This is a genomic window from Kitasatospora sp. NPDC038210 (assembly GCF_055600605.1).
In genome coordinates this window covers 124,126-146,049 of the sequence record NZ_JBVJYK010000015.1, presented here as the reverse complement: position 1 = coordinate 146,049, position 21,924 = coordinate 124,126, and the positions used below count along the sequence as shown (strand labels likewise).

At 71.6% G+C, this 21,924-nt stretch carries 20 protein-coding genes and 1 tRNA gene; 15 read left to right on the top strand and 6 right to left on the bottom strand.

Annotation, left to right across the window (positions count from 1 at the left end):
• Window positions 1-404 precede the first annotated feature (404 nt).
• Together ACZ7KX_RS28440 and ACZ7KX_RS28435 are read right to left on the bottom strand one after the other, a co-directional pair.
• Window positions 405-1,682, bottom strand: coding sequence for a PTS transporter subunit EIIC (locus ACZ7KX_RS28440; protein WP_470328948.1), 1,278 nt, complete (start codon window positions 1,680-1,682; stop codon window positions 405-407).
• Between the two features lie 533 nt (window positions 1,683-2,215).
• On the bottom strand, window positions 2,216-3,505 hold the full coding sequence (locus ACZ7KX_RS28435; RefSeq protein WP_470328947.1) for a PTS transporter subunit EIIC: 1,290 nt from the start codon (window positions 3,503-3,505) through the stop codon (window positions 2,216-2,218).
• A gap of 405 nt (window positions 3,506-3,910) precedes the next feature.
• Here ACZ7KX_RS28435 and ACZ7KX_RS28430 point away from each other — a divergent pair, with 405 nt between their 5' ends.
• The 4 genes from ACZ7KX_RS28430 to rdgB all read left to right on the top strand — a co-directional run bounded on the left by ACZ7KX_RS28430 (window position 3,911) and on the right by rdgB (window position 6,318).
• Window positions 3,911-4,144 carry a PTS sugar transporter subunit IIB gene (locus tag ACZ7KX_RS28430; protein WP_030060521.1) on the top strand — a complete coding sequence of 78 codons (234 nt, stop codon included), beginning with the start codon at window positions 3,911-3,913 and terminating at the stop codon, window positions 4,142-4,144.
• Window positions 4,145-4,308: 164 nt separating this feature from the next.
• Window positions 4,309-5,034, top strand: a complete 726-nt coding sequence (gene rph / locus ACZ7KX_RS28425; RefSeq protein WP_470328946.1) for a ribonuclease PH — start codon at window positions 4,309-4,311, stop codon at window positions 5,032-5,034.
• Between the two features lie 257 nt (window positions 5,035-5,291).
• On the top strand, window positions 5,292-5,681 hold the full coding sequence (locus ACZ7KX_RS28420) for a hypothetical protein (RefSeq protein WP_470328945.1): 390 nt from the start codon (window positions 5,292-5,294) through the stop codon (window positions 5,679-5,681).
• Between the two features lie 31 nt (window positions 5,682-5,712).
• Window positions 5,713-6,318, top strand: coding sequence for an RdgB/HAM1 family non-canonical purine NTP pyrophosphatase (gene rdgB / locus ACZ7KX_RS28415; RefSeq protein ID WP_470328944.1), 606 nt, complete (start codon window positions 5,713-5,715; stop codon window positions 6,316-6,318).
• A gap of 64 nt (window positions 6,319-6,382) precedes the next feature.
• Here the strand turns inward: rdgB and ACZ7KX_RS28410 are convergent.
• Together ACZ7KX_RS28410 and ACZ7KX_RS28405 are read right to left on the bottom strand one after the other, a co-directional pair.
• Window positions 6,383-6,469: transfer RNA gene (locus tag ACZ7KX_RS28410), tRNA-Leu, on the bottom strand.
• A 45-nt stretch (window positions 6,470-6,514) separates the two neighbouring features.
• Window positions 6,515-6,931, bottom strand: coding sequence for an HNH endonuclease signature motif containing protein (locus ACZ7KX_RS28405; protein ID WP_470328943.1), 417 nt, complete (start codon window positions 6,929-6,931; stop codon window positions 6,515-6,517).
• A 436-nt stretch (window positions 6,932-7,367) separates the two neighbouring features.
• Here ACZ7KX_RS28405 and ACZ7KX_RS28400 point away from each other — a divergent pair, with 436 nt between their 5' ends.
• Entirely contained in the window at window positions 7,368-9,812 is a 2,445-nt protein-coding gene (locus ACZ7KX_RS28400) for a chitinase C-terminal domain-containing protein (protein ID WP_470328942.1), read from the top strand.
• A gap of 109 nt (window positions 9,813-9,921) precedes the next feature.
• Here ACZ7KX_RS28400 and bcp read toward each other — a convergent pair whose 3' ends face one another.
• On the bottom strand, window positions 9,922-10,395 hold the full coding sequence (gene bcp / locus ACZ7KX_RS28395) for a thioredoxin-dependent thiol peroxidase (RefSeq protein WP_350521819.1): 474 nt from the start codon (window positions 10,393-10,395) through the stop codon (window positions 9,922-9,924).
• Window positions 10,396-10,568: 173 nt separating this feature from the next.
• On the opposite strand from bcp, the gene ACZ7KX_RS28390 reads away from it, so the two are divergent.
• From ACZ7KX_RS28390 to ACZ7KX_RS28375, 4 genes are all read left to right on the top strand, one after another.
• Window positions 10,569-10,910, top strand: coding sequence for a DUF3618 domain-containing protein (locus ACZ7KX_RS28390; RefSeq protein WP_470328941.1), 342 nt, complete (start codon window positions 10,569-10,571; stop codon window positions 10,908-10,910).
• A 189-nt stretch (window positions 10,911-11,099) separates the two neighbouring features.
• Entirely contained in the window at window positions 11,100-11,402 is a 303-nt protein-coding gene (locus tag ACZ7KX_RS28385) for a GroES family chaperonin (protein WP_402805227.1), read from the top strand.
• A gap of 64 nt (window positions 11,403-11,466) precedes the next feature.
• The gene (locus ACZ7KX_RS28380) at window positions 11,467-11,832 is read left to right on the top strand and encodes a hypothetical protein (RefSeq protein ID WP_470328940.1); all 366 of its coding nucleotides are present in this window, start codon (window positions 11,467-11,469) and stop codon (window positions 11,830-11,832) included.
• Between the two features lie 133 nt (window positions 11,833-11,965).
• Window positions 11,966-13,147: a winged helix DNA-binding domain-containing protein gene (locus tag ACZ7KX_RS28375; RefSeq protein WP_470328939.1), complete on the top strand. Its 1,182-nt coding sequence runs from the start codon at window positions 11,966-11,968 to the stop codon at window positions 13,145-13,147.
• A 10-nt stretch (window positions 13,148-13,157) separates the two neighbouring features.
• Here the strand turns inward: ACZ7KX_RS28375 and ACZ7KX_RS28370 are convergent, their stop codons facing one another.
• Window positions 13,158-15,497 (bottom strand): transglycosylase domain-containing protein, encoded by a 2,340-nt coding sequence (locus ACZ7KX_RS28370; RefSeq protein WP_470328938.1) that lies wholly within the window; start codon window positions 15,495-15,497, stop codon window positions 13,158-13,160.
• A gap of 325 nt (window positions 15,498-15,822) precedes the next feature.
• On the opposite strand from ACZ7KX_RS28370, the gene ACZ7KX_RS28365 reads away from it, so the two are divergent.
• From ACZ7KX_RS28365 to ACZ7KX_RS28340, 6 genes are all read left to right on the top strand, one after another.
• On the top strand, window positions 15,823-16,686 hold the full coding sequence (locus tag ACZ7KX_RS28365; protein WP_470328937.1) for an ABC transporter permease: 864 nt from the start codon (window positions 15,823-15,825) through the stop codon (window positions 16,684-16,686).
• The gene (locus ACZ7KX_RS28360) at window positions 16,679-17,569 is read left to right on the top strand and encodes an ABC transporter permease (protein ID WP_470328936.1); all 891 of its coding nucleotides are present in this window, start codon (window positions 16,679-16,681) and stop codon (window positions 17,567-17,569) included. Before ACZ7KX_RS28365 ends, ACZ7KX_RS28360 begins: the two co-directional genes overlap by 8 nt.
• 27 nt (window positions 17,570-17,596) lie before the next feature.
• Complete coding sequence (locus ACZ7KX_RS28355; protein WP_396550593.1) at window positions 17,597-18,556, top strand: ABC transporter ATP-binding protein; 960 nt, start codon at window positions 17,597-17,599, stop codon at window positions 18,554-18,556.
• A gap of 130 nt (window positions 18,557-18,686) precedes the next feature.
• A complete protein-coding gene (locus ACZ7KX_RS28350; protein WP_470328935.1) occupies window positions 18,687-19,982 on the top strand; it encodes a DUF445 domain-containing protein in 1,296 nt (431 codons plus the stop codon).
• A gap of 15 nt (window positions 19,983-19,997) precedes the next feature.
• On the top strand, window positions 19,998-21,137 hold the full coding sequence (locus ACZ7KX_RS28345) for an adenosine deaminase (protein ID WP_470328934.1): 1,140 nt from the start codon (window positions 19,998-20,000) through the stop codon (window positions 21,135-21,137).
• A gap of 195 nt (window positions 21,138-21,332) precedes the next feature.
• On the top strand, window positions 21,333-21,890 hold the full coding sequence (locus ACZ7KX_RS28340) for a YlcI/YnfO family protein (protein WP_470328933.1): 558 nt from the start codon (window positions 21,333-21,335) through the stop codon (window positions 21,888-21,890).
• The last annotated feature ends 34 nt before the right edge of the window (window positions 21,891-21,924 follow it).

Sequence of the window (21,924 nt, the reverse complement as noted above, 5' to 3'; positions counted from 1 at the left end):
TTTCCTCGTGCGGACGCGTGCGCGCACCGGCGGACGCGTGTGCGCGCCGGTCGGCCCGCACGGGCCACGGGTGCGCGGGAGCACGCGGATGCGCGGTGACGGCCCGGGGGCGGAGCCCCGACGGGCGGGAGGGGAGGAGCCGGCGCCGGCGGGACGTCAGCCGGGCGGCGGCGGGGGAACGGTCAGCTCAGCCGCGACACGCCGCGGACCACACGCGACCGAAGTCGATGTGGCTGCGGGTGACCAGCGGGCACGAGGCGTTCACCGCTTCAGTTGACCAGGGTCTCCGTCGGTTCGTCAACCGCCGTTTCCGCGGGGCGCGGGGGCCGGGCACGCCGAAGGCCCCGCCCCGCCGCTGGGGGAGCAGCGGCGGGGCGGGGCCTTCGGACGGAGTGGTACGGGCGTCAGGCCTTGGTGACGTCCTCGATCTCGTCGTCGTCCTCGCGACCGGGGGTCTTGAGGTCGAACTTGGTGATCGCGAAGCGGAAGAGGAAGTAGTACAGCGCGGCGAAGACCAGGCCGAGCGGGATGATCATCCACGGGTCGGTGGCCTTGTTCCAGGCCAGCAGGTAGTCGATCAGGCCGCCGGAGAAGGTGAAGCCGTCGTGCACGCCGAGCGCCCAGGTGACGGCCATCGAGACGGCGGTGAGCAGCGCGTGGATGACGTACAGGGCCGGGGCGATGAAGACGAAGGCGAACTCGATCGGCTCGGTGACACCGGTGACGAAGGAGGTCAGGGCCAGCGAGACCATCATGCCGGTGATGGCCTTGCGGCGGTGCGGCTTGGCGGAGTGGGCGATGGCCAGTGCGGCGGCGGGCAGTGCGAACATCATGATCGGGTAGAAGCCCGACATGAACTGTCCGGCGGTCGGGTCGCCGGCGAAGAAGCGGGTCAGGTCGCCGTGCACGACGGTGCCGTCGGCCTTGGTGAAGTCACCGGTCTGGAACCAGGCGAAGGAGTTCACGAACTGGTGCATGCCGACCGGCAGCAGACCGCGGTTGACCAGGCCGAAGGCGCCCGCACCGAACGCGCCGGCGCCGATCAGGGAGTCGTTCAGGCTCTTGATGGCGTCGCCGATCGGGCCCCAGGTCAGGGCGAACAGCACACCGACGGCGGTGCCGACGAAGGCCATCAGGATCGGGACCAGGCGGCGGCCGTTGAAGAAGCCGAGCCAGTCGACCAGCTTGGTGCGGTGGTACTTCTGCCACAGCACGGCGGCCAGCAGACCGATCACGATGCCGCCGAGCACCCCGGGGTTCTGGTAGGTCGGGGCGACCCACTTGCCGTCGGCGATGTGGCCCTCGGTGATCGGGAACGCGGTGAGCACGTTCTTGTACACCAGGAAGCCGACGAGCGCGGCGAGGGCGGTGGAGCCGTCCGCCTTCTTCGCGAAGCCGATCGCGATGCCCACCGCGAACAGCAGCGGCAGGTTGTCGAAGACGCCGCTGCCGGCGGTGGCGAAGACCGAGGCGACCTTGTCCCAGCCGAGGCCGTCCTTGCCGAACACGTCGTCCTGGCCGAGCCGCAGCAGCAGGCCGGCGGCGGGGAGCACCGCGATGGGCAGCTGGAGGCTGCGGCCGATCTTCTGCAGACCCTGGAGGAGGTTCTGGCCGAACTTCTTGGCGGGGCTTGGCGTGGCCGGAGCCGCGGCGGGCGCCGGTGCCTGCGCAGACTGACTCATGGGGGTGGGTTCCTAACGGCATGGCGGTCGGTCGGGGGAAGGCACGGGGGCCGAACCGCGAACTGGTCTACACCACGGGTGGTGTAGACCAGTTTTGTAGCACGGGCGGACAAGGCAAGGAACCCCGGAAAGCGCCGCCGCCGGGAAGCGCTATGAAATCGAAACCTAGTCGCGGAACGACGATCATGATTAGCGGCGGGATTGGGATTTTGGCTATTTGCGCAACAAAAAGAGCCGCGCCCCTGCGGCGGCCCGGCCGGGGCGGACGCCCGGGGCGGTCCCGGGGCGACCCCGCCGTTCCGGGGCCCGCCCGGGGGCTGCTGAGAGTGACCGCGAGGTCGCGGACGTGCACGATGTGGCACTCCCGCGCGCGGTGGGCACCCGTACGAAGCGAGCCCGGCGCGACCGGATCGCGACCGAATTGCCTTTCCGGCGGCTATCCGGCCGGGAATTCGGTCCTTTCCCGAAATGCCGAAGGCCCCCGGGCCGTACGGTCCGGGGGCCTTCGCGGGAGATGTCCGGGGGTGCGGGAATCAGGCCTTGGTGACGTCCTCGACTTGGTCATCGTCCTCCCGGCCCGGGGTTTTCAGGTTGAATTTCACGATGATGAACCGGAAGAGGGCGTAGTAGACGGCGGCGAAGGCCAGGCCGATCGGGATGATCAGCCACGGCTTGGTGGCCAGGCCCCAGTTGAGCACGTAGTCGATCAGGCCGGCCGAGAAGCTGAACCCGTCGTGCACCCCCAGTCCCCAGGTCACCGCCATCGAGGCGCCGGTCAGCAGGGCGTGCACGGCGAACAGGGCCGGGGCGATGTAGGCGAAGGAGTACTCGATCGGCTCGGTGACACCGGTGACGAAGGAGGTGAGGCCGACCGAGAGCATCAGCCCGTAGATCTCCTTGCGGCGGTGCGGCTTGGCGGAGTGCGCGATCGCGAGCGCGGCGGCGGGCAGTGCGAACATCATGATCGGGAAGAATCCGGAGAGGAACTGGCCGGCCGTCGGGTCGCCCGCCAGGAAACGCGGGATGTCGCCGTGCACCATCATGCCGTCGGGCTTGGTGAACTCGCCGAACTGGAACCAGACGAAGGTGTTCAGCAACTGGTGCATGCCGATCAGCAGCAGCGCGCGGTTCGCCACGCCGAAGATGCCGGCACCACCCGCACCGAGATCGGCCAGATCCTGCGAGAAGTCGTTCAGGCCGCGGCCGATCGGCGGCCAGACCCAGAGCGCGACGACGGCGAGCAGCATGCCGACCAGGGCGGTGATCATCGGGACCAGGCGGCGGCCGTTGAAGAAGCCCAGCCAGTCGACCAGCCTGGTGCGGTGGAACCGCACCCACAGCCAGGCCGACATCAGGCCGAGCAGGATGCCGCCGAGCACCCCCGGGTTCTGGTAGGTCGCGGCGGCCGCCTTCGCCGAGGTGTAGTCCACGCACTGGTCGCTGACCAGGACGGTCGGCGGTGCGCACTTCTCCGGGAAGGCCCGCAGGACCTGGTAGTAGACGAGGAACCCGACCACGGCCGCCAGGGCCGTCGAGCCGTCGGCCTTCTTGGCCATGCCGATCGCCACGCCGATGCAGAACAGCATCGGCAGGCCGAGCGAGGAGTCGAGCAGGGCGCCGCCGGCTGCGGCGAAGACCTTGGCGACCTTGTCCCAGCCCAGGCCGTCCTTGCCGAACACGTCCGGCTGGCCGAGCCGGTTGAGGATGCCCGCCGCGGGGAGCACGGCCACCGGCAGCTGCAGCGAGCGGCCCATCTTCTGGAGGCCGCCGTAGACGGTGTGCCACCACGTCGTCTGCGGGGCGGTGGCGCCTGCCGAACTCATCCTTCGCCCTCCGGGAAGCAGTTGCCGGCCGGTGGTCCCTGCGGGACCCTCGGGCGGGGCCCGGGAACACCCGGGGTCCGTCCTGCGTTCATCGGAGTACACATATATTGGTGTAGACCACCTTGGGACGCAGGCCGCACTCCGGGACGCCGGCCCCGCTGATCGTCATCCTCGGGCGACGGCCGGGGGCCTGCCCGCCGGAATGGGCCGAATGTGGACTAACGTGGCAAACCGGACCTGCACGGGTGATGCTGGTCGCGCTGCCCGGCAGCACGGCCACGACTGACCCCGCGTCAGCCACCGGCACGGACCTCGCCGCACCCGGCCGAGGAACGACCCCCACAGCACAACGCACGACGGCACCCGGCAGAGCCGCCGGCGAGCCGAGACAGAGGGAGAGAGCAGATGGCCAGCAAGGCTGAGAAGATCGTCGCGGGTCTGGGCGGCATCGACAACATCGAAGAGGTCGAGGGCTGCATCACCCGACTCCGCACCGAGGTCAAGGACGCCTCCCTGGTCGACGAGGCCGCCCTCAAGGCCGCCGGCGCCCACGGCGTCGTCAAGATGGGCACCGCGATCCAGGTCGTCATCGGCACCGATGCCGACCCGATCGCCGCCGACATCGAGGACATGATGTGAGCTGAGCCACCCGCGCTCACCCGCCCCGGCCCGCCGCCCCACCCAGGGGAACGGCGGGCCGCGGGCTACCGGGGGAGCACCCCGCCAGACACACCCCGCGAGCCCCCCACGACCGGGCCGAGCCGCATCCGAACCACCACCCCGAGCCACTACGCTCAGTGCCTATGTCACGCATCGACGGCCGCACCCCCGAACAGCTCCGCCCGATCACCATCGAACGGGGCTGGAGCAAGCACGCCGAAGGCTCCGTCCTCATCTCCTACGGCGACACCAAGGTGCTGTGCACCGCCAGCGTCACCGAAGGCGTCCCCCGCTGGCGCAAGGGCAGCGGCGAAGGCTGGGTCACCGCCGAGTACTCCATGCTCCCCCGCGCCACCAACACCCGCGGCGACCGCGAAGCCGTCAAGGGCCGCATCGGCGGCCGCACCCACGAGATCAGCCGCCTCATCGGCCGCTCGCTGCGCGCCGTCGTCGACCACCGCGCCCTCGCCGAGAACACCATCGTCCTCGACTGCGACGTCCTCCAGGCCGACGGCGGCACCCGCACCGCCGCCATCACCGGCGCCTACGTCGCCCTCGTCGACGCCGTCGCCTGGGCCCGCGACAAGAAGCTCCTGCGCGCCAAGGGTCAGCCCATCACCGGCGGCGTCAGCGCCGTCAGCGTCGGCATCATCGACGGCGTCCCGATGCTCGACCTCCAGTACGAGGAGGACGTGCGCGCCGAGACCGACATGAACATCGTCTGCACCTCCGACGGCCGCTTCGTCGAGGTCCAGGGCACCGCCGAAGGCGCACCCTTCGACCGCGAGCTGCTCGACCGCCTCCTCGACCTCGGCAGCCTCGGCTGCGCGGAGCTCGACGGGATCCAGCGCAAGGCCCTCGGCGGCTGACACGCGCTGACACGCGCCGGGGCAGGCCGGGGCGGGCGGACCGGGCGCCGGCGGGCTGAGGGGCTGTCGGCGGACCGAACCGGCGCGGCCCCACAACCGCGACCCGGGACCGACACCCCGCCACACGGCCCACCGGACAGCCTGCTGTACACGCCGGGCCCCGAGCCCGTACGGTTCCCGCAGCACCCCGCTGCGGGAACCGCGCACCCCCCGGCGCGCGTCCCCACCACGGAACCCGCGCCCCACAGGAGGACCGGATGCCGTCCAGCATCGCCCGCCCCGCCGCCCTCGCCGTGGCCGGACTCATCGCGATCCTCCCGCTCTCCATGGTGAGCTGCTCCGCCGCGCAGAAGGCGATCGACTGCGGCAGCACCGCCGTACGGATCACCGGCGACATCGCCGACGTCACCAAGGCCTACGACAACGCCAGCAACGACTCGGCCGCCGCCGGGAAGGCGCTGCAGAAGCTCAAGAACGACCTCGACCAGGTCGGCAAGAACTCGAAGAACACCGACGTCGCCAAGGCCGTGACGGACCTGCAGAAGCAGGTCGACAACGTGCAGCAGGCCGCCGACAAGAACCAGGTCCCCGACCTCAAGCCGCTCGGCGACGCGGCCGGCAACCTCACCAAGGCGTGCACCGGCTGACGGACCACCGCCGCTCGATAGGGTGGGCGATATGTCCACCCGTCTGATCCTCGCCACCCGCAACCAGCACAAGGTCGCCGAGCTGCGCGCCATCCTCGGCGACGCCGGCCTCGACGTCGAACTCGTCGGCGCCGACGCCTACCCCGAGATCCCGGACGTCCCCGAAACCGGCGTCACTTTCGCCGAGAACGCCCTGCTCAAGGCCCACGCCCTGGCCCGCGCCACGGGCCTGCCCGCCGTCGCCGACGACTCCGGCCTCTGCGTCGACGTGCTGAACGGCGCACCCGGCATCTTCTCCGCCCGCTGGGCCGGCAAGCACGGCGACGACCGCGCCAACCTCGACCTGCTGCTCGCCCAGCTCTCCGACATCGCCGAGCCGAACCGCGGCGCCCACTTCTTCTGCGCCGCCGCCCTCGCCCTCCCCGACGGCGCCGAGCGCGTCGTCGAGGGCCGCCTCCTCGGCACCCTCCGCACCGCCCCTGCGGGCGACGGCGGCTTCGGCTACGACCCGATCCTCCAGCCCCTCGGCGAGACCCGCACCTGTGCGGAGCTCACCGCGGACGAGAAGAACGCCATCAGCCACCGCGGCCAGGCCTTCAGGGCCCTGGCACCGGTGGTCAAGGAGCTCATCGGCTGACGGCAAGTCGGCAAATCGAAGGCCCGCCCGAGATCACCTCCGGGTGGGCCTTCGATTCCAAGGCTGGTGCGGCCTGAGGGACTCGAACCCTCACGGGATTACTCCCACGGGCATCTAAAACCCGCGCGGCTGCCGGTTACGCCAAGGCCGCATGGCCTTCAGTCTAGGGCTTCGGCCGAGGCGGGGACAGCGCGATTCAGCGCGGCGGTGTGGACGCCTTCTTCCGCCTGCAGTAGGTCGGAGTGACGGAGTGGCAGTTCGGGCAGAGCAGCCGGAGGTTGTCGGGCCGGTTGTCGGACCAGTCGCCGTTGATGTGATCGACTTCCAGCGTCATCGGCCTGCCGCGCCACGCGGGGCCCGTGCCGCAGTCCTCGCAGAGCTCCGGTCGGCCGATTTCGGCCAGCGCGCTGCGGATCCGTGAGCCGGGGAGTCGTTTGGCCCCCTGGGGGCGCCGGACGAGGAGCTGGTCGGCGGGAAGTCTGGTGAGCGCGTGCTTGCCCCGTCCGTGGGCCTGCCCCGTGAAGTGGGAGGTGTCGATCCCGAACGCCTTGATCCTCTGTCGCAGGTACTTGCGGTTGTACTCGCTCGGCTCGCGGTCGAGTGTGACCAGCATCTGCCCTGGTCGAAGTGTGTGGTGTCGATGCCTCGGCGCCGGAGTCGCTTGTTCAGGTAGTCATGGGCACCGCACGTCGTTGACATGTCGAGTCTGCACGCCATCTCGTTGACGCTGCTGGACTCGGCCGCGAGAGAGGCCAGTAGTTCGCGGGTGTACTCGACCGGCATGGGCGTCCCCCTGTGTGGGCTGGTGGACCCCTTCCTCCCGGGCGGTCAACGAGCGGCAGGTGAAGAGGTTACGGATGGGCGGGTTTCGGCCACCGGCCGACTGGTTGTCGAGGGGGCCCGACCTGTGATGTTTGACTGCTGATTACCAATTGGTACAGACCTATTGACCTATGTGGTTCAGACCACATAGCTTCTGCGCCAATTGCAATCCCCCACGTGCGTGCTCCCCCACAGGCACGCGCCGACACTCTCTCCTGGAGGACCGAGTGTTGATCCGAAGCACGGCGGAGCGGCGTCCCACCGCCGCCACCCGCCGTCACAAGAGTCCGGTGCGCCGGGCGGGCGTGGCCTCGTTGGCCGCGGCGTCCCTGGCCGGGCTGCTGATGGCGACGCTGGGTGCGGCGCCCTCGCAGGCGTCGGCGGCCGTCGACAACGCGGCCTGCCGGCCCGACGGGCTGTACCGGACCCCCGGGGTGGACGTCCCGTACTGCTCCGTCTACGACACCGGCGGGCGCGAGAAGATGGGTGCGGACCACCAGCGCCGCATCATCGGGTACTTCACCGGTTGGCGCACCGGCAAGAACGGCGACCAGCCGTACCTGGTGAGCGACGTCCCCTGGGGCAAGGTCACCCACCTCAACTACGCCTTCGGGCACGTCGGCGGCGACAACAAGCTGTCGGTCGGCACGGACGGCCCGACGAACGAGGCCACCGGGATCTCCTTCCCGGGCGTGCCCGGTGCCGAGCTGGACCCGACGCTGCCGTACAAGGGTCACTTCAACCTGCTGACGAAGTTCAAGAAGCAGTACCCGAACGTCAAGACCCTGATCTCGGTGGGCGGTTGGACCGAGACGGGCGGCTACTTCGGGGACGACGGCAAGCGGGTGGACTCCGGCGGCTTCTACTCGATGACCGTCAACCCGGACGGCAGCGTCAACCAGGCGGGCATCGACACCTTCGCCGCGTCGTCCGTCGACTTCATCCGCAAGTACGGCTTCAACGGCGTCGACGTCGACTACGAGTACCCGACCTCGATGAAGGACGCCGGCAACCCGCTGGACTGGCAGCTCGCCAACTCCAAGCGCGGCTCGCTCGCCAAGGGCTACGCGGCGCTGATGAAGACGCTGCGGGAGAGCCTGGACAAGGCCGGTGCCGCCGACGGGAAGCACTACCTGCTGTCCGTCGCGGCGCCGTCGTCCGGCTACCTGCTGCGCGGCATGGAGACGTTCCAGGTGGCGCAGTACCTGGACTACGTCAACATCATGTCGTACGACCTGCACGGAGCCTGGAACAAGTACGTCGGGCCGAACGCCTCGCTGTTCGACGACGGCAAGGACGGCGAGCTGGCGGCGGCCAACGTCTACGGCACCGGGCAGTACGGCGGGATCGGCTACCTGAACGCCGACTGGTCGTACCACTACTTCCGCGGGGCGATGCCCGGCGGGCGGATCAACGTCGGCCTGCCGTACTACACCCGCGGTTTCAAGAACGTCCAGGGCGGTACCAACGGCCTCTGGGGCACGGCGTCCGCGACCACCTGTCCGGTCGGCTCCGGCCTGACCTCGTGCGGTGACGGCGCGGTCGGCATCGACAACATCTGGAACGACAAGGACGACGCGGGCAAGGAGTCCCCGGCCGGGTCGAACCCGATGTGGCACGCCAAGAACCTGGAGAAGGGCATCCTGCCCGACTACCTCGCCAAGTACGGCGTGACGGACACCGCACTGCAGGGCACCTACGCCCGCAACTACAGCTCCTCGCTGGTGGCGCCGTGGCTGTGGAACGACACCAAGAAGGTGTTCCTCTCCACCGAGGACGAGCAGTCGGTGGGCGCCAAGGCGGACTACATCGTCGACCAGGGCGCGGGCGGCGCGATGATCTGGGAGCTCGCGGGCGACTACCGGTGGGACGCCACCGCGAACGGCGGCAAGGGCGAGTACGTGCCCGGTTCGACGCTGACGTCGCTGATGTACGACAAGTTCAAGTCGGCGGCCCCGTACGGTGCGACCCGTTCGACGGTCGCGCTGCCGCAGCAGACCCTGCCGGTCGACGTGTCGTTCACCAACTTCGCGCTGGGCGACTCGAACTACCCGATCAACCCGAAGCTGCACATCGTCAACAACTCGACGCTGACCCTGCCGGGCGGCACCGAGTTCCAGTTCGACTACGCCAACTCGGCCCCGGGCAACGCCAAGGACCAGTCCGGCTTCGGGCTGCAGGTGATCAGGCAGGACAACCCGGGCCCGGGCAACGCGGGCGGGCTGAAGGGCACCTACAACCGGGTGTCGGTCAAGCTGCCGGGCTGGCAGTCGCTGGCGCCGGGCGCGTCGGTGGACATGGACTTCGTCTACTACCTGCCGGTGTCCACGCCGTCGAACTGGACGGTCAACGTGGGCGGCACGCTGTACGGGATCAAGGGTGACCTGACCCGCGGCGCGACGGACGGCGGCACGACCCCGCCGACCACGCCTCCCACCACCCCGCCGACGACGCCTCCCACGACGCCGCCGACCACCCCGCCGACCACGCCTCCCACCACCCCGCCGGCCGGGTGCGCGGGTGCGCCGGGCTGGGACGCGGGCACCACCTACGCGACGCCCACCAAGGTGTCCTGGAAGGGCCACTACTACCAGAACAAGTGGTGGACCAAGGGCGACGACCCCGCGGCGAGCGGTGCGTGGGGAGTCTGGAGCGACCTCGGGACCTGCTGAGCCGACAGCGGTCCGCCGAGGTGAGGGACGGCGGTGGCGGTGCACCCGGTCGGGGGGCGTGCCGCCACCGCTGCGTTCCGGGCCTGCCGGGCGTTCCCGGCCGGCCGGTTCAGGCCTCGATCTTGAGGTCGCGCAGCAGCTTGGCGACGTGGCCGGTGGCCTTGACGTTGTAGAGCGCGCGCTCGACCTTGCCCTGCTCGTCGACGATGACCGTGGAGCGGATCACGCCCTGGTAGGTGCGGCCGTAGTTCTGCTTCTCGCCGTAGGCGCCGTACGCCTCCAGGACCTTGTTGTCCGGGTCGGAGAGCAGGGTGACCTTGAGGTTCTCGGTCTCGCGGAACTTGCCGAGCTTCTCCGGCTGGTCCGGCGAGATGCCGATGACGTCGTAGCCGGCGCCCGCGAAGACCTCCAGGTTGTCGGTGAAGTCGCAGGCCTGCTTGGTGCATCCCGGCGTGAGCGCCTTGGGGTAGAAGTAGACGACGACCTTGCGGCCCGCGTGGTCGGCGAGGGAGACCTGGTTGCCGTCGGCGTCGGACAGGCTGAAGGCGGGCGCGGTGTCGCCGGGCTGGAGACGCTCAGTCATGGGTGGACTCTCCTGGTGCGTGCTGCTGGGGCGGGCGGTCGTACCACGGCAAACTTACCCCCGATGGTGGGTGGGGCCGCGCGACCGTGCGCGGCAGCTGACACACTGGGTCAGTCGCACAGAGCGCAACCGATCGCACGGATCGACATCGGCAAGTGAATGGGGTGGCCCGAGTGGGCGAGGCGAGCACGCAGGACAAGTCGGCGCGGACGACCGCCCAGATCGAGGCGGACATCGCGAGCGCCCGCGACCGGCTGGCGACGACCCTGGACGAGCTGGCCGTGCGCGTTCACCCGAGCACGATCTCCGCGCAGGTCAAGGCCAAGGCGGCGGCCGCCGTCGAGGAGCGGGCCGGCCGGGCGTACGTGGCCGCCAGCGGCATGGTGGACAAGGTCAAGGCGCAGTTCGTGGACGAGAAGGGCCGGCCGCGCCGGGAGCGGATCGTCCCGGCGGCGCTGGTGGGGGTGGGCCTGGTGCTGCTGGTCGCCTCGTCGCGCAAGCGCCGCAAGGGCTGACGCGGACCGCGGAACGCGGGCGGAGGCCGGGCGCGGTGCGCGCCCGGCCTTCCGCGTGCCGGGCCAGCGTCACGCTCCGCGCCCGGGGGCGGTACCTTCGGGATCGTGAGCACGAACGACGAGACCCACTCCGACCATCAGCACGAGGCCGCCCGGCACGACCGGCTGGGCGAGAAGCTGCCGATCCGGATGCTGCACGACCGCGTGCTGGTGCGCATCGAGGGAGCCGAGGGCGAGCGCCGCTCGACCGGCGGCATCCTGATCCCGGCGACGGCGGAGCTGTCCAAGCGCTGCACCTGGGCCGAGGCGGTCGCGGTGGGCCAGAGCGTGCGCGCGGTGGAGCCGGGCGACCGGGTGCTGTACGACCCGGAGGACAAGCTGGAGGTCGAGGTCCGCGGCGCCACCTACGTGCTGCTGCGCGAGCGTGACCTGCACGCGGTCGCGGCCGCGCGGTTCGGTGACACCGAGGGTTCGACCGGGCTGTACCTGTGACCGGGCTGTACCTGTGATCGGGCTGAACCTGTGACCGGTCTCTGCCCGTGACCGGTCTCTGCCCGTGACCGGTCGGCGCCTGCGCTACTTCTTCGAGGCGGGTGTGGTCGGCACGGCGCTGTGGCCGGACGACGTGGACAGCCCGTACGGCTACCCGGCGGAGCTCGGCCTGCTGCCGATCAGTGCCGGGCTCGCGGCCGAACTGGACGGGCTGTCGTCCTGGTTCCAGTCCTCGCTGGACTGGGACGACCCGGGTGGCTCGTCGCCGTGGTCGCGGGACGAGGCGGTCCGTTTCGACGACGCTGCCCGGGCCGCGCTGGAGGCACTGCGACGGGAGCTCGGACCGGAGTGGACGGTCGTGGACCGGTTCCGGCCGGCCCGCTGGACGCCCGCCGGCCCGGTGCGAGGGGCTTCGGCCGACCGGCCGTGACCCACCAGGTCTGTCCGGCGTGGGCGGCAGGGGCGGACGTCGCCGTTGCTCGCGGGGTTCGCGGGCCGGCGGCAGAGGTGGCGGCCGGGAGCGCCGGACCGGTCGTGTCGGTGGGAGGCGTTAGGGTCCCGGCATGACGAGGCGTGTGCCGGTGATGGGTGACGGGGAGCGTCGGGCCCGGTTGGGCCGGCGGCAGTTGTTGGCGCCCTCGGTGCGGGTGGCGCGGGTGGAGGACGTGGCCGACGCGGTGGTCGGGTTGCACGCGACGGACGCGGCCACGGTGTACCTGTCGGCGTGCGCGCGGTTGGCCGAGCCTTCGGCGGCGGAGGTGGACCGGGCGCTGTACGAGGACGTCTCGCTGGTGAAGCTGCTGTCGATGCGGCGGACGATCTTCGCGGTGACGGAGGGCTTCGCCCCGTTCGTGAGTTCGGCGGCGGCGCGGGCGATCGCGGCGAAGGAGCGGGCGACGCTGCTGAAGCACCTGCGGGACCACGCGGAGGGCTGGGACGAGGCGCGGCTGGCGGTGACGGAGCGCGAGGTGCTGGCCGCGCTCGCGGCGCGGGGTGAGGCGACGACGAAGGAACTCGGCGAGGACGTACCGCAGTTGCGCGAGACGATGCTGATGTCGGCGGGCAAGGCGTACGAGGCGAAGCAGAGCGTGGGCAGCCGGCTGCTGCGGTTGCTGGCCTCGGACGGGCACGTGCGCCGCTGCCGTCCGCGCGGTTCGTGGTTGAGCAGCAGCTATCCGTGGGCGCTGATGCCGCAGTGGCCGGACGTGGCGGTGCGGGAGGCGAAGGCGGAGGTGGTGCGCCGCTGGCTGGCGGCGTACGGTCCGGCGACGGTCGAGGACGTGAAGTGGTGGACGGGCTGGACGCTGGGGGACGTCCGCAAGGCGCTGGCGGACGTCGGTGTGCTGGACGTGGAGCTGGCGGGCGGTGCGGCCGGGCTGGTGCTGGCGGGCGATGACGCCCCGGTGGCGGAGCCGGAGCCGTGGGCGGCGCTGTTGCCCGCGCTGGACCCGGCGGTGATGGGTTGGCGGGGGCGGGACTGGTACCTGCGGCCGGAGGACGTGCCGTCGCTGTTCGACCGGGCGGGGAACGCCGGGCCGACGGTGTGGTGGTGCGGCGAGGTGGTGGGCGGCTGGGCGCAGCGGGCGGACGGTGAGCTGGTGTGGCGGTTGTTCCGGGATGTCGGGGGTGAGGCGGAGCGGGCGGTCGCGGCGGAGGCGGAGCGGTTGGCGGGCTGGTTGGGGGAGGTGCGGGTGACGCCGCGGTTCCGGACGCCGGTGGAGAAGGAGTTGGTGGCGGCGCGGTAGTCCGCCCGGTTCACGGGGTGGGTGTCGCCGCGGGGTGGGTGGCGGGTCCGCCGGTGGCGGTGGGTGGGTCGGTGGGCTTGGGCGGTGGGGTCTGGGTGGGCCTGGTGGTGGGGCTGGGTTGTTCGTGGGTGGCGGTGGGCTGGGGGGCCGGCGGGCTGGGCGCGGTCGGGCCGGGTGCGGGGTTGCCGGTGGCGGCGGGGGGTGCGCTGGGGGCGTGGGTGGGGACGGTGGTGATGAGTCCGGGGATGGTGGCGCTGGGTGCTGCGGGGCCGGGGTGCGGGGTGGCGCCGGTGCCCGGGGGTGTGCTGTCGGCGGTGGTGGGCCAGGTGTCGGTGCCGGGGGTGTCGTGTCCGCTCTGTAGGTCGAACTGTTGGGTGGGGGTGCCGTCGAGGGCGGCGGTCATGTAGGCGGTCCAGATCTTGGTGGGGATGGTGCCGCCGTTGATCCGGGTGAGTCCGGCGGTGCCGGCGAGTGGTTCCTTGGCGTGGGTTTTCGGGTTCTCGCGGAACAGGCCGACGGTGGTGGTGAGTTCGGGGGTGTAGCCGGCGAACCAGGCGGAGAGGTTGGAGTCGGTGGTGCCGGTCTTGCCGGCGGCGGGGCGGCCGAGGTCGAGGGCGGCGGCGCCGGTGCCGCGGGGGCTGACGACGTCGCGCAGGACGTCGGTGACGGAGTCGGCGACGGTGCGTTCGACGGCGTCGGTGGGGTTGTGTTCGGGCATCTTGGGGACGTCGATGGCGCCGCCGGGGGCGACGCGTTCGAGTTTGAGGACGGACCACGGGGTGTGTGCCTGGCCGTGGTTGGCGAGGGTGGCGTAGGTGCCGGCCAGGTCGAGGGCGCTGGGGGTGGCGGTGCCGAGGGTCATCGAGGTGTTGGCCGGGTCCATGCCGCGGACGCTGTCGGGGATGCCGAGTTTGACGGCGGTGTCCCGGACGCGGGCGAGTCCGGCGTCGACGCCTTCCTGCGCGTACACGGAGTTGACGGACTTCACCATGGCGTAGCGCAGGGTGATGTTGCCGTAGTCGGTGTCGTCCTCGTTGGGTGGTGCGTACGGGGTGGGGCCGCCGGTGACGGGGCGTTCGCTGGTGCCGTCGTAGTGGGACTCGGTGGTGATCGGGCGTCCGTCGAGGGTGTGTTGGGCGAGGAGGCCGGCGGCGAGGTCGATCGGTTTGAAGGTGGAGCCGATCTGGTTGTCCTGGCGCAGGGCGTCGTTGTAGGGCTGTTTGGCGTAGTCGGGGCCGCCGTAGACGGCGACGACGCGGCCGGTGGCGGGTTCGACGGAGGCGCCGGAGACGCGGACGTCGGTGTCGGTGGTGGGGCGGGACCTGGGGTCGAGGTCGCCGGCGAGTTCGTCCTGGACGGCCTTGGCGAAGGCGTCCTGCCGGGGCTTGTCGAAGGTGGTGGTGATGCGCCAGCCGCCGGCCTTGAGGGTGGCGGCGTCGATGGTGCCGGAGGAGATCAGGTAGTCGTCGGCGACGCCGACCAGGTAGCCGGCCTGGCCGGAGAGTCCGGTGGTGGGCTGGGGGTCGATCGGGTCGGGGAAGGTGGCGGCGGCGCGGTCGGCGGTGGTGAGGAAGCCGAGTTGGACCATGCCGTCGAGGGTGTAGTTCCAGCGGGCGACGGCTTTTTCGCGGTTGGCGGGGGTGGCGGTTTTGACGTCGTAGAGGCTGGGGGCCTGGAGGAGGGAGGCGAGGTAGGCGCTCTGGGTGAGGGTGAGGCCGGAGACGTCGACGCCGTAGTAGGCGTGGGCGGCGCTCTGGATGCCGTAGGCGCCGCGGCCGTAGTAGCTGCTGTTGAGGTATCCGGCGAGGATGTCCTTCTTGTCGCGCTGCTGGTCGACCTTGAGGGCGATGAGGAGTTCGCGGCCTTTGCGTTCGATGGTCTGGCTCTGGGTCAGGTAGTAGTTCTTGACGTACTGCTGGGTGATGGTGGAGCCGCCTTGCATGCCCTTGCCGGTCAGGGTGTTCCAGCCGGCTCGGATCATGCCCTTCAGGTCGATGCCGCGGTTCTGGTAGAAGGTCCGGTCCTCGGCGGAGACGGCGGCCTGCTGGGTGTGCAGCGGGATCTGGTCGATGGTGACGTCGGTGCGGTTGACGGCGCCGGTGCGGGCGATCTCGGTGGTGCCGTCGGCGTAGAGGTAGATGTTGTTCTGGGCGACGGCGTGGGCGTTGGGGTCGGGTACGGGGACGATGACGTAGAGCACGGCGAAGCTGCCGACGGCGAGCAGGAACAGTGCGGTGAGCGTGCCGAGGGTGATGCGCCAGGTGGGCAGGAGCCGGCGCCAGAGCGGGAGGGCGCGGCGGGCCTCGCGGCGGGCGGCCCGTTTGGCCTGGCGTCGGGTGCTCAAGGTCATGCCGTGATTATGTGCTATTTGACGTCGGATCAGCGGTGTGCGGGCGGCTGACGTGCGCTGTTGTGTGCTTCGGCTGCTGCTTCTCGCGCCGGGGTGCGGGGGCTGTTGCGTGGGCTGTTGCGGGTGCCGTTGCGACTGCCGGAAAACCGGGTGCGGGCGTGGGTGCCCGGAGGTACGGTGAAAGATGCGAACTTCATAGCGCGCCCACTTCGTCAGCTCCGCTTGGCCGGCCCGGTACCCCCGGGTTCGGCCGGTCGGAGCCGCTGGGGTGTGCGCGGACGCGTGCGGGCACCTCTGTGCCCGTATTTGTCGACAAGGAGACAATATGCTGAACGCTGCCCCCGTCGAGGCGCGGCCCCCCGATCCCGGGGCGGCCCTCGCCGCCTCCCTCGGGCTGTACGCGGCCGTCGCCCGCGGCGCCTTCCGCCGCTACTCCACCTACCGGGCCGCCACCCTGGCCGGCACCTTCACCAACACCGTCTTCGGCATCATCCTCGCCTCCTCCTTCCTCGCCCTCTGGCAGGCCCGCCCCCACCTCGGCGGCTACGACCAGAGCCAGGCCGTCACCTACATCTGGGTCAGCCAGGGTCTGCTGGTCACCGTCGCCGTGTGGGGCGGCGGCTTCCAGGACGACCTCCAGGACCGCTTCCGCAGCGGGGACATCGCCGTCGACCTCTACCGCCCGGTCGACTTCCAGGGCTGGTGGCTGGCCGGCGACCTCGGCCGGGCCGCCTTCCAGCTGCTGGTCCGCGGCACCGTGCCGCTGCTCGTGGGCGCCCTGGTGTTCCGCACCCGGATGCCCGAACACCCGCTGACCTGGGTGTTCTTCCTGCTCTCGGTGCTGCTCGCGGTGGTGGTCAGCTTCGGGTTGCGCTTCCTGGTCTCGATCACCGGTTTCTGGCTGCACGACTCCGAGGGCGTGCGCGCGGTGATGCTGGTGGTCTCGATGTTCTTCTCCGGGATGCTGCTGCCCATCGCGCTGTTCCCCGGCCTGCTCGGCGACCTCGGCGCGGTGCTGCCCTGGGCGGCACTGATCAAGGTGCCGACGGACGTCTTCCTGGAGCGCGCGAGCGGCGGCGGGCTGCTCGGCGCGTTCGGCTTCCAGCTCGCCTGGGCGGCCGCGCTGCTCGCCGCCGGGCGGGGCGCACAGTGGCTCGCGACCCGCCGGGTGGTGGTGCAGGGTGGCTGAGCACCTCGTGGCCGGGCCCCGCACGGACGGACACCGCGCGGCCGGGCCGCCGCCCGTGCGGGAGCGCCTCGCCCCCCGCACCGCCTGGGCGGTCCGCTCCTGGTGGCTGTGCGCGCGGATGTGGATGCGCTCGATGATGGCCTACCGGGCCTCGTTCGCACTGAACCTGCTGGCGAGCTTGGTCACCCACTCCCTCGACTTCGTCGTGCTGGTGATCATGTTCCGGCACACCGACCGCCTCGGCGGCTGGACCCTGCCGGAGATCGCCTTCCTCTACGCCACCGCGACCTTCTCCCTCGGCGTCGCCAACCTGCTGGTCGGCTCGGCCGACGGCCTCGGCGTACGGATCGTCAACGGCACGCTGGACACCATGCTGATCCGCCCCGCGCCCGCGCTCTCCCAGCTGTGCGCCGAACGCTTCTCGCTGCGCCGGCTCGGCCGGCCGCTGCAGGCCGCGGTGGTGCTCGTCTGGTCGCTGGCCGCCCTGGACGTGCACTGGACCTGGGACCGGGTGCTGCTGGTGCCCGTCCTGCTGGTCTGCGGCAGCGTCATCTTCGGCGCGATCTACATCGGCGGCGCCACCGTCCAGTTCTGGTGGGGCGAGTCCAAGGAGATCCAGAACTCCTTCACCTACGGCGGGGCGACACTGCTCCACTACCCGCCGACGATCTTCGCCAAGGAACTGGTCGCCGGAGTGGTCTTCGGCGTCCCGCTGGCCTTCGTCAACTGGCTGCCGGCCCTGCGCATTCTCGGCCGGCCCGATCCGCTCGGCCTGCCCACCGCCTTCCAGTACGCCTCCCCGGTCGCCGCCGCGGTCTGCGTCGCCGCCGCCGGGCTCGCCTGGCGCGCCGGGCTGCGCGCCTACCGCGGCACCGGCAGCTGAAACCCCCGTCGCCTTCGAGGAGCTCCCATGGCACTGATCGAACTCCAGGACGTCCGGCGCAGCTTCACCGTACGGGCCCGCGCCGGCCGGTTCAGCCGCACCAAGCGCGAGGTGCGCGCGGTGGACGGGCTCAGCTTCACCGTCGACGCCGGCGAGTGCGTCGGCTACATCGGGCCCAACGGGGCCGGCAAGTCCACCACCATCAAGATGCTCACCGGCATCCTCGTCCCCAGCTCGGGGCGGCTGCGCGTGGCCGGGGTCGACCCGGCCCGCGAACGCGTCGCGCTGGCCCGTCGGATCGGCGTCGTCTTCGGGCAGCGCACCACCCTCTGGTGGGACCTCCCGCTGCGCGACTCCTTCGAACTCGCCCGCCGGATCTACCGCATCCCCGACACGCGGTACCGCGAGAACCTCGACCGCTGCGTCGAACTGCTCGACCTGGCGGGCCTGCTGGACACCCCCGTGCGCCAGCTCTCGCTCGGCCAGCGGATGCGCGGCGACCTCGCGGCCGCACTGCTGCACGACCCTCAGGTGCTCTACCTGGACGAGCCGACCATCGGCCTGGACGTGGTCAGCAAGGGCAAGGTGCGTGAGTTCCTGCGCGAGGTCAACCGCGACCGGGGCACCACCGTGCTGCTCACCACCCACGACCTGACCGACATCGAGCAGCTCTGCGGCCGGGTCATGGTGATCGACCACGGCCGGGTGGTGTACGACGGCGGGTTGGAGGGCCTGCACACCACCGGGCGCAGCGAGCGGACGCTGGTGGTGGACCTCGCCGAGTCCCGGGCCCCGATCGAGGTGGCCGGGGCGCGGGTGGTCAAGGTCGAGGGGCCCCGCCAGTGGCTGGCCTTCCCCGCGCAGCAGAGCGCCGCGCCGATCGTGGCGGCGGTCGCGGAGCGGTACCCGTTGGTGGACCTGTCGGTGCGTGAGCCGGCCATCGAGGACGTGATCGCCCGGATGTACGCCGAGGTGGCGATCGGCTGAGCGGCGCGCCGCCCGCGCCGCCCGCGCCTCCCGGCCGCCGTGCCGCCCGCACGGCGGCCGGGAGCGGTCCCGGGGCGCGTGATCGCGGGGGACGCCCCCGTACGCGCCGGGTACCGGGCAGACTGGCGGGGTGAGTGACGATGCCTTCCGCGGGACCGGCCCCGGGTTCCGGTTCACCGCGGCCGACGAGCAGAAGAGACGCGGCGTCCGCCGGATGAAGACCATCGCGACCGGCCTGCTGGCCTTCGCGACCCTGGTCTTCGCCCTCTCCACCTGGGCCGAGGCGGCCGGTGCCGGTGCCTGGGCCGGCTACGTGGCGGCCGCCGCGGAGGCGGGCATGGTGGGCGCGCTGGCCGACTGGTTCGCGGTGACCGCGCTGTTCCGCCGCCCCTTCGGCCTGCCGATCCCGCACACCGCGATCATCCCAACCAAGAAGGACGCCTTCGGCCGCTCGCTGGGCGACTTCGTCGGCGAGAACTTCCTCTCCGGCCAGGTGGTGCGCGGGCGCCTCGCGGCGCTCGGCATCGGCCGCCGGCTGGGGGAGTGGCTGGCCGCGCCGGGCAGTGCCGAGCGGGTCACCAAGGAGGCCTCGGCGGCGCTGCGCGGCCTGCTCGCCGTGCTCCGCGACGACGACGTGCGGGCGGTCGTCGCCGAGGCGGTGACCCGGCGGGCGGCCGCGACCTCGGTGGCCGAGCCGATGGGCCGGATGCTCGGCAAGGTGGTCGCCGACGGCGGGCACCACGGCGTGGTGGACCTGGTGGCGGTCCGGGCGCACGGCTGGCTCACCGCCAACCACGAGGAGGTGGTGCAGAAGGTCACCCAGAAGACGCCGGGCTGGACGCCCAGGTTCATCGACCACCAGGTCGGCGAGCGGGTCTACAAGGAGCTGCTGCGCTTCGTCACCGACATCCGGGACGACCCCGACCACCCGGCCCGCGGCGCGATCGACAACTTCCTCGTCGACTTCGCGGCCGAGCTGCAGACCGACCCGGAGACCATCGCCCGGGTCGAGCGGGCCAAGGGCGAGCTGCTGGGCCGCCCCGAGGTGCAGGAGCTGATCAACTCCACCTGGGCGGCCGTGCGCGGCCTGGTGATGGGCGCGGCCGAGGACGAGGACAGCGAGCTGCGCCGGCGCATCCGCGAGGGTGTGCGCCGCTTCGGCGAGCGCCTGGCCACCGACCCCAAGCTGCAGGCCAAGGTGGACGGCTGGGTGCAGGACGCCGCGCAGTACCTGGTCGACACCTACCGGGCCGAGATCACCTCGCTGATCTCGGAGACCGTGGCGGGCTGGGACGCCGACGAGGCCTCCCGCAAGATCGAGGCCAACGTCGGCCGCGACCTGCAGTTCATCCGGATCAACGGCACCGTGGTCGGCGCCCTGGCCGGGCTGCTGATCCACACCGTGGCGGTCGCGCTCGGAGGATGAGCCGGGAGTCGGCCTATGCTTGCCAGCACAGTCGGAACGCGCGTAGAGGCGCGGAGAAGGAAGAAGGGCACCGCCGTGGTCCAGCCGGACGGAAGTCGGATCGGAAACCCCACCGGGAACACCGGTAGCAGCAGCGGCATCGAGGCGTTCATCGCCGGGATGCCCAAGGCGGAACTGCACGTCCACCACGTCGGCTCGGCCTCGCCGCGCGTCGTCGCCGAACTGGCCGCCCGGCACGCCGGCCAGTCCAAGGTGCCGACCGACCCGGCGGCGCTCGCCGAGTACTTCACCTTCACCGACTTCGCGCACTTCATCGACGTGTACCTGAGCGTGGTGGACCTGGTCCGCGACGCCGAGGACGTCCGGGCGCTCACCTACGGCGTGGCCGAGGACATGGCGCGCCAGAACATCCGGTACGCCGAGCTGACCATCACCCCGTACTCCTCGGTCAAGCGCGGCATCCCCGACGTCGCCTTCATGGAGGCGATCGAGGACGCCCGGCTGCGCGCCGAGAAGGAGCTCGGCGTCGTGCTGCGCTGGTGCTTCGACATCCCGGGCGAGGCCGGTCTGGAGTCGGCCGAGGTGACCGCCCGGCTGGCCACCGAGCTGGCCCCCGAGGGCCTGGTCAGCTTCGGCCTGGGCGGCCCGGAGATCGGCGTGCCGCGCCCGCAGTTCAAGCCGTACTTCGACCGGGCGCGGGCGTCCGGCCTGCGCAGCGTCCCGCACGCGGGCGAGACCACCGGGCCGCAGACGGTCTGGGACGCCATCCGGGAGCTCGGTGCGGAGCGCATCGGGCACGGCACCCAGGCGGTCCAGGACCCGGCACTGCTCGACTACCTGGGCGAGCACCGGATCCCGCTGGAGGTCTGCCCGACCTCCAACATCGCCACCCGGGCCGTGGAGCGGATCGAGGGGCACCCGATCAAGCAGATGGTGGACTCGGGCCTGCTGGTGACGGTCAACAGCGACGACCCGCCGATGTTCGGCACCGACCTCAACACCGAGTACGCGGTGGCGGCGCGGCTGCTGGGCCTGGACGAGGCCGGGGTGGCGGGTCTGGCCCGCAACGCGGTCGAGGCCTCCTTCCTGGACACGGCCGGCAAGGCCCGGCTGGTCGGCGAGATCGACGCCTATCTGGCGGGCTGGCAGCGCTGACCCTCCCCGCGGGGCCGACGGCCCCGTCGTGAACCGCCCCGTCGACCTCGGTCGGCGGGGCGGTTCACGTTCGGTGGGGCGGTTCGCGTTTCGGTGGGGTGGTTCACGTCCGGCGCCACACCCCTCCGACCGGTGGTGCCAAAGTGGTGCCACAAATGACTCGACATGGCGCCACTCCCGTGCCATGCTTGAGCCATGGATCTCACGCCGTACGTCGAAAACCTCCGGAACGAGCTCGCGGTGGCCGCTGCCGCCGGCGGGGACGACGCCCGTGCGCTGGCCGACCGGCTGACGCTCCCGCTGGAGTCGGCCGTGCGGCTCACCCTGCTCAACGCGCTCTCGGCCGCCATGGGCGAGGTCACCCGCGACCTCGCGCCGGGCTCGGTGGACGTGCGCCTGCGCGGGCTCGACCCGGAGTTCGTGGTGACCGCACCGCCTGGCTCCGACGGCTTCCACGGCGACGCGCCGACGGCGGTGCCACCGGTGCCGCCCGTGGTGCCATCGGTGGCGCCGGCGGTGCCGGAGTCGGACGAGAGCGGCACCGCCCGGATCAACCTGCGCCTGCCCGCCAACCTCAAGGCCCGGGCGGAGGAGGCCGCCGGACAGGAGGGCGTCTCCCTCAACGCCTGGCTGGTCCGGGCCGTCGCCGGCGCTCTGGAAGGCGCCCGCCAGCCGGCCCGCCCGGTCGCCGACCCCGGCGCCCGAGCCCCGCGAGGCGTCGGCGGCCAGGGCTTCACCGGCTGGGTCCACTGACGCCTGCGCACCACCCACACCCCTGCACCTTCGA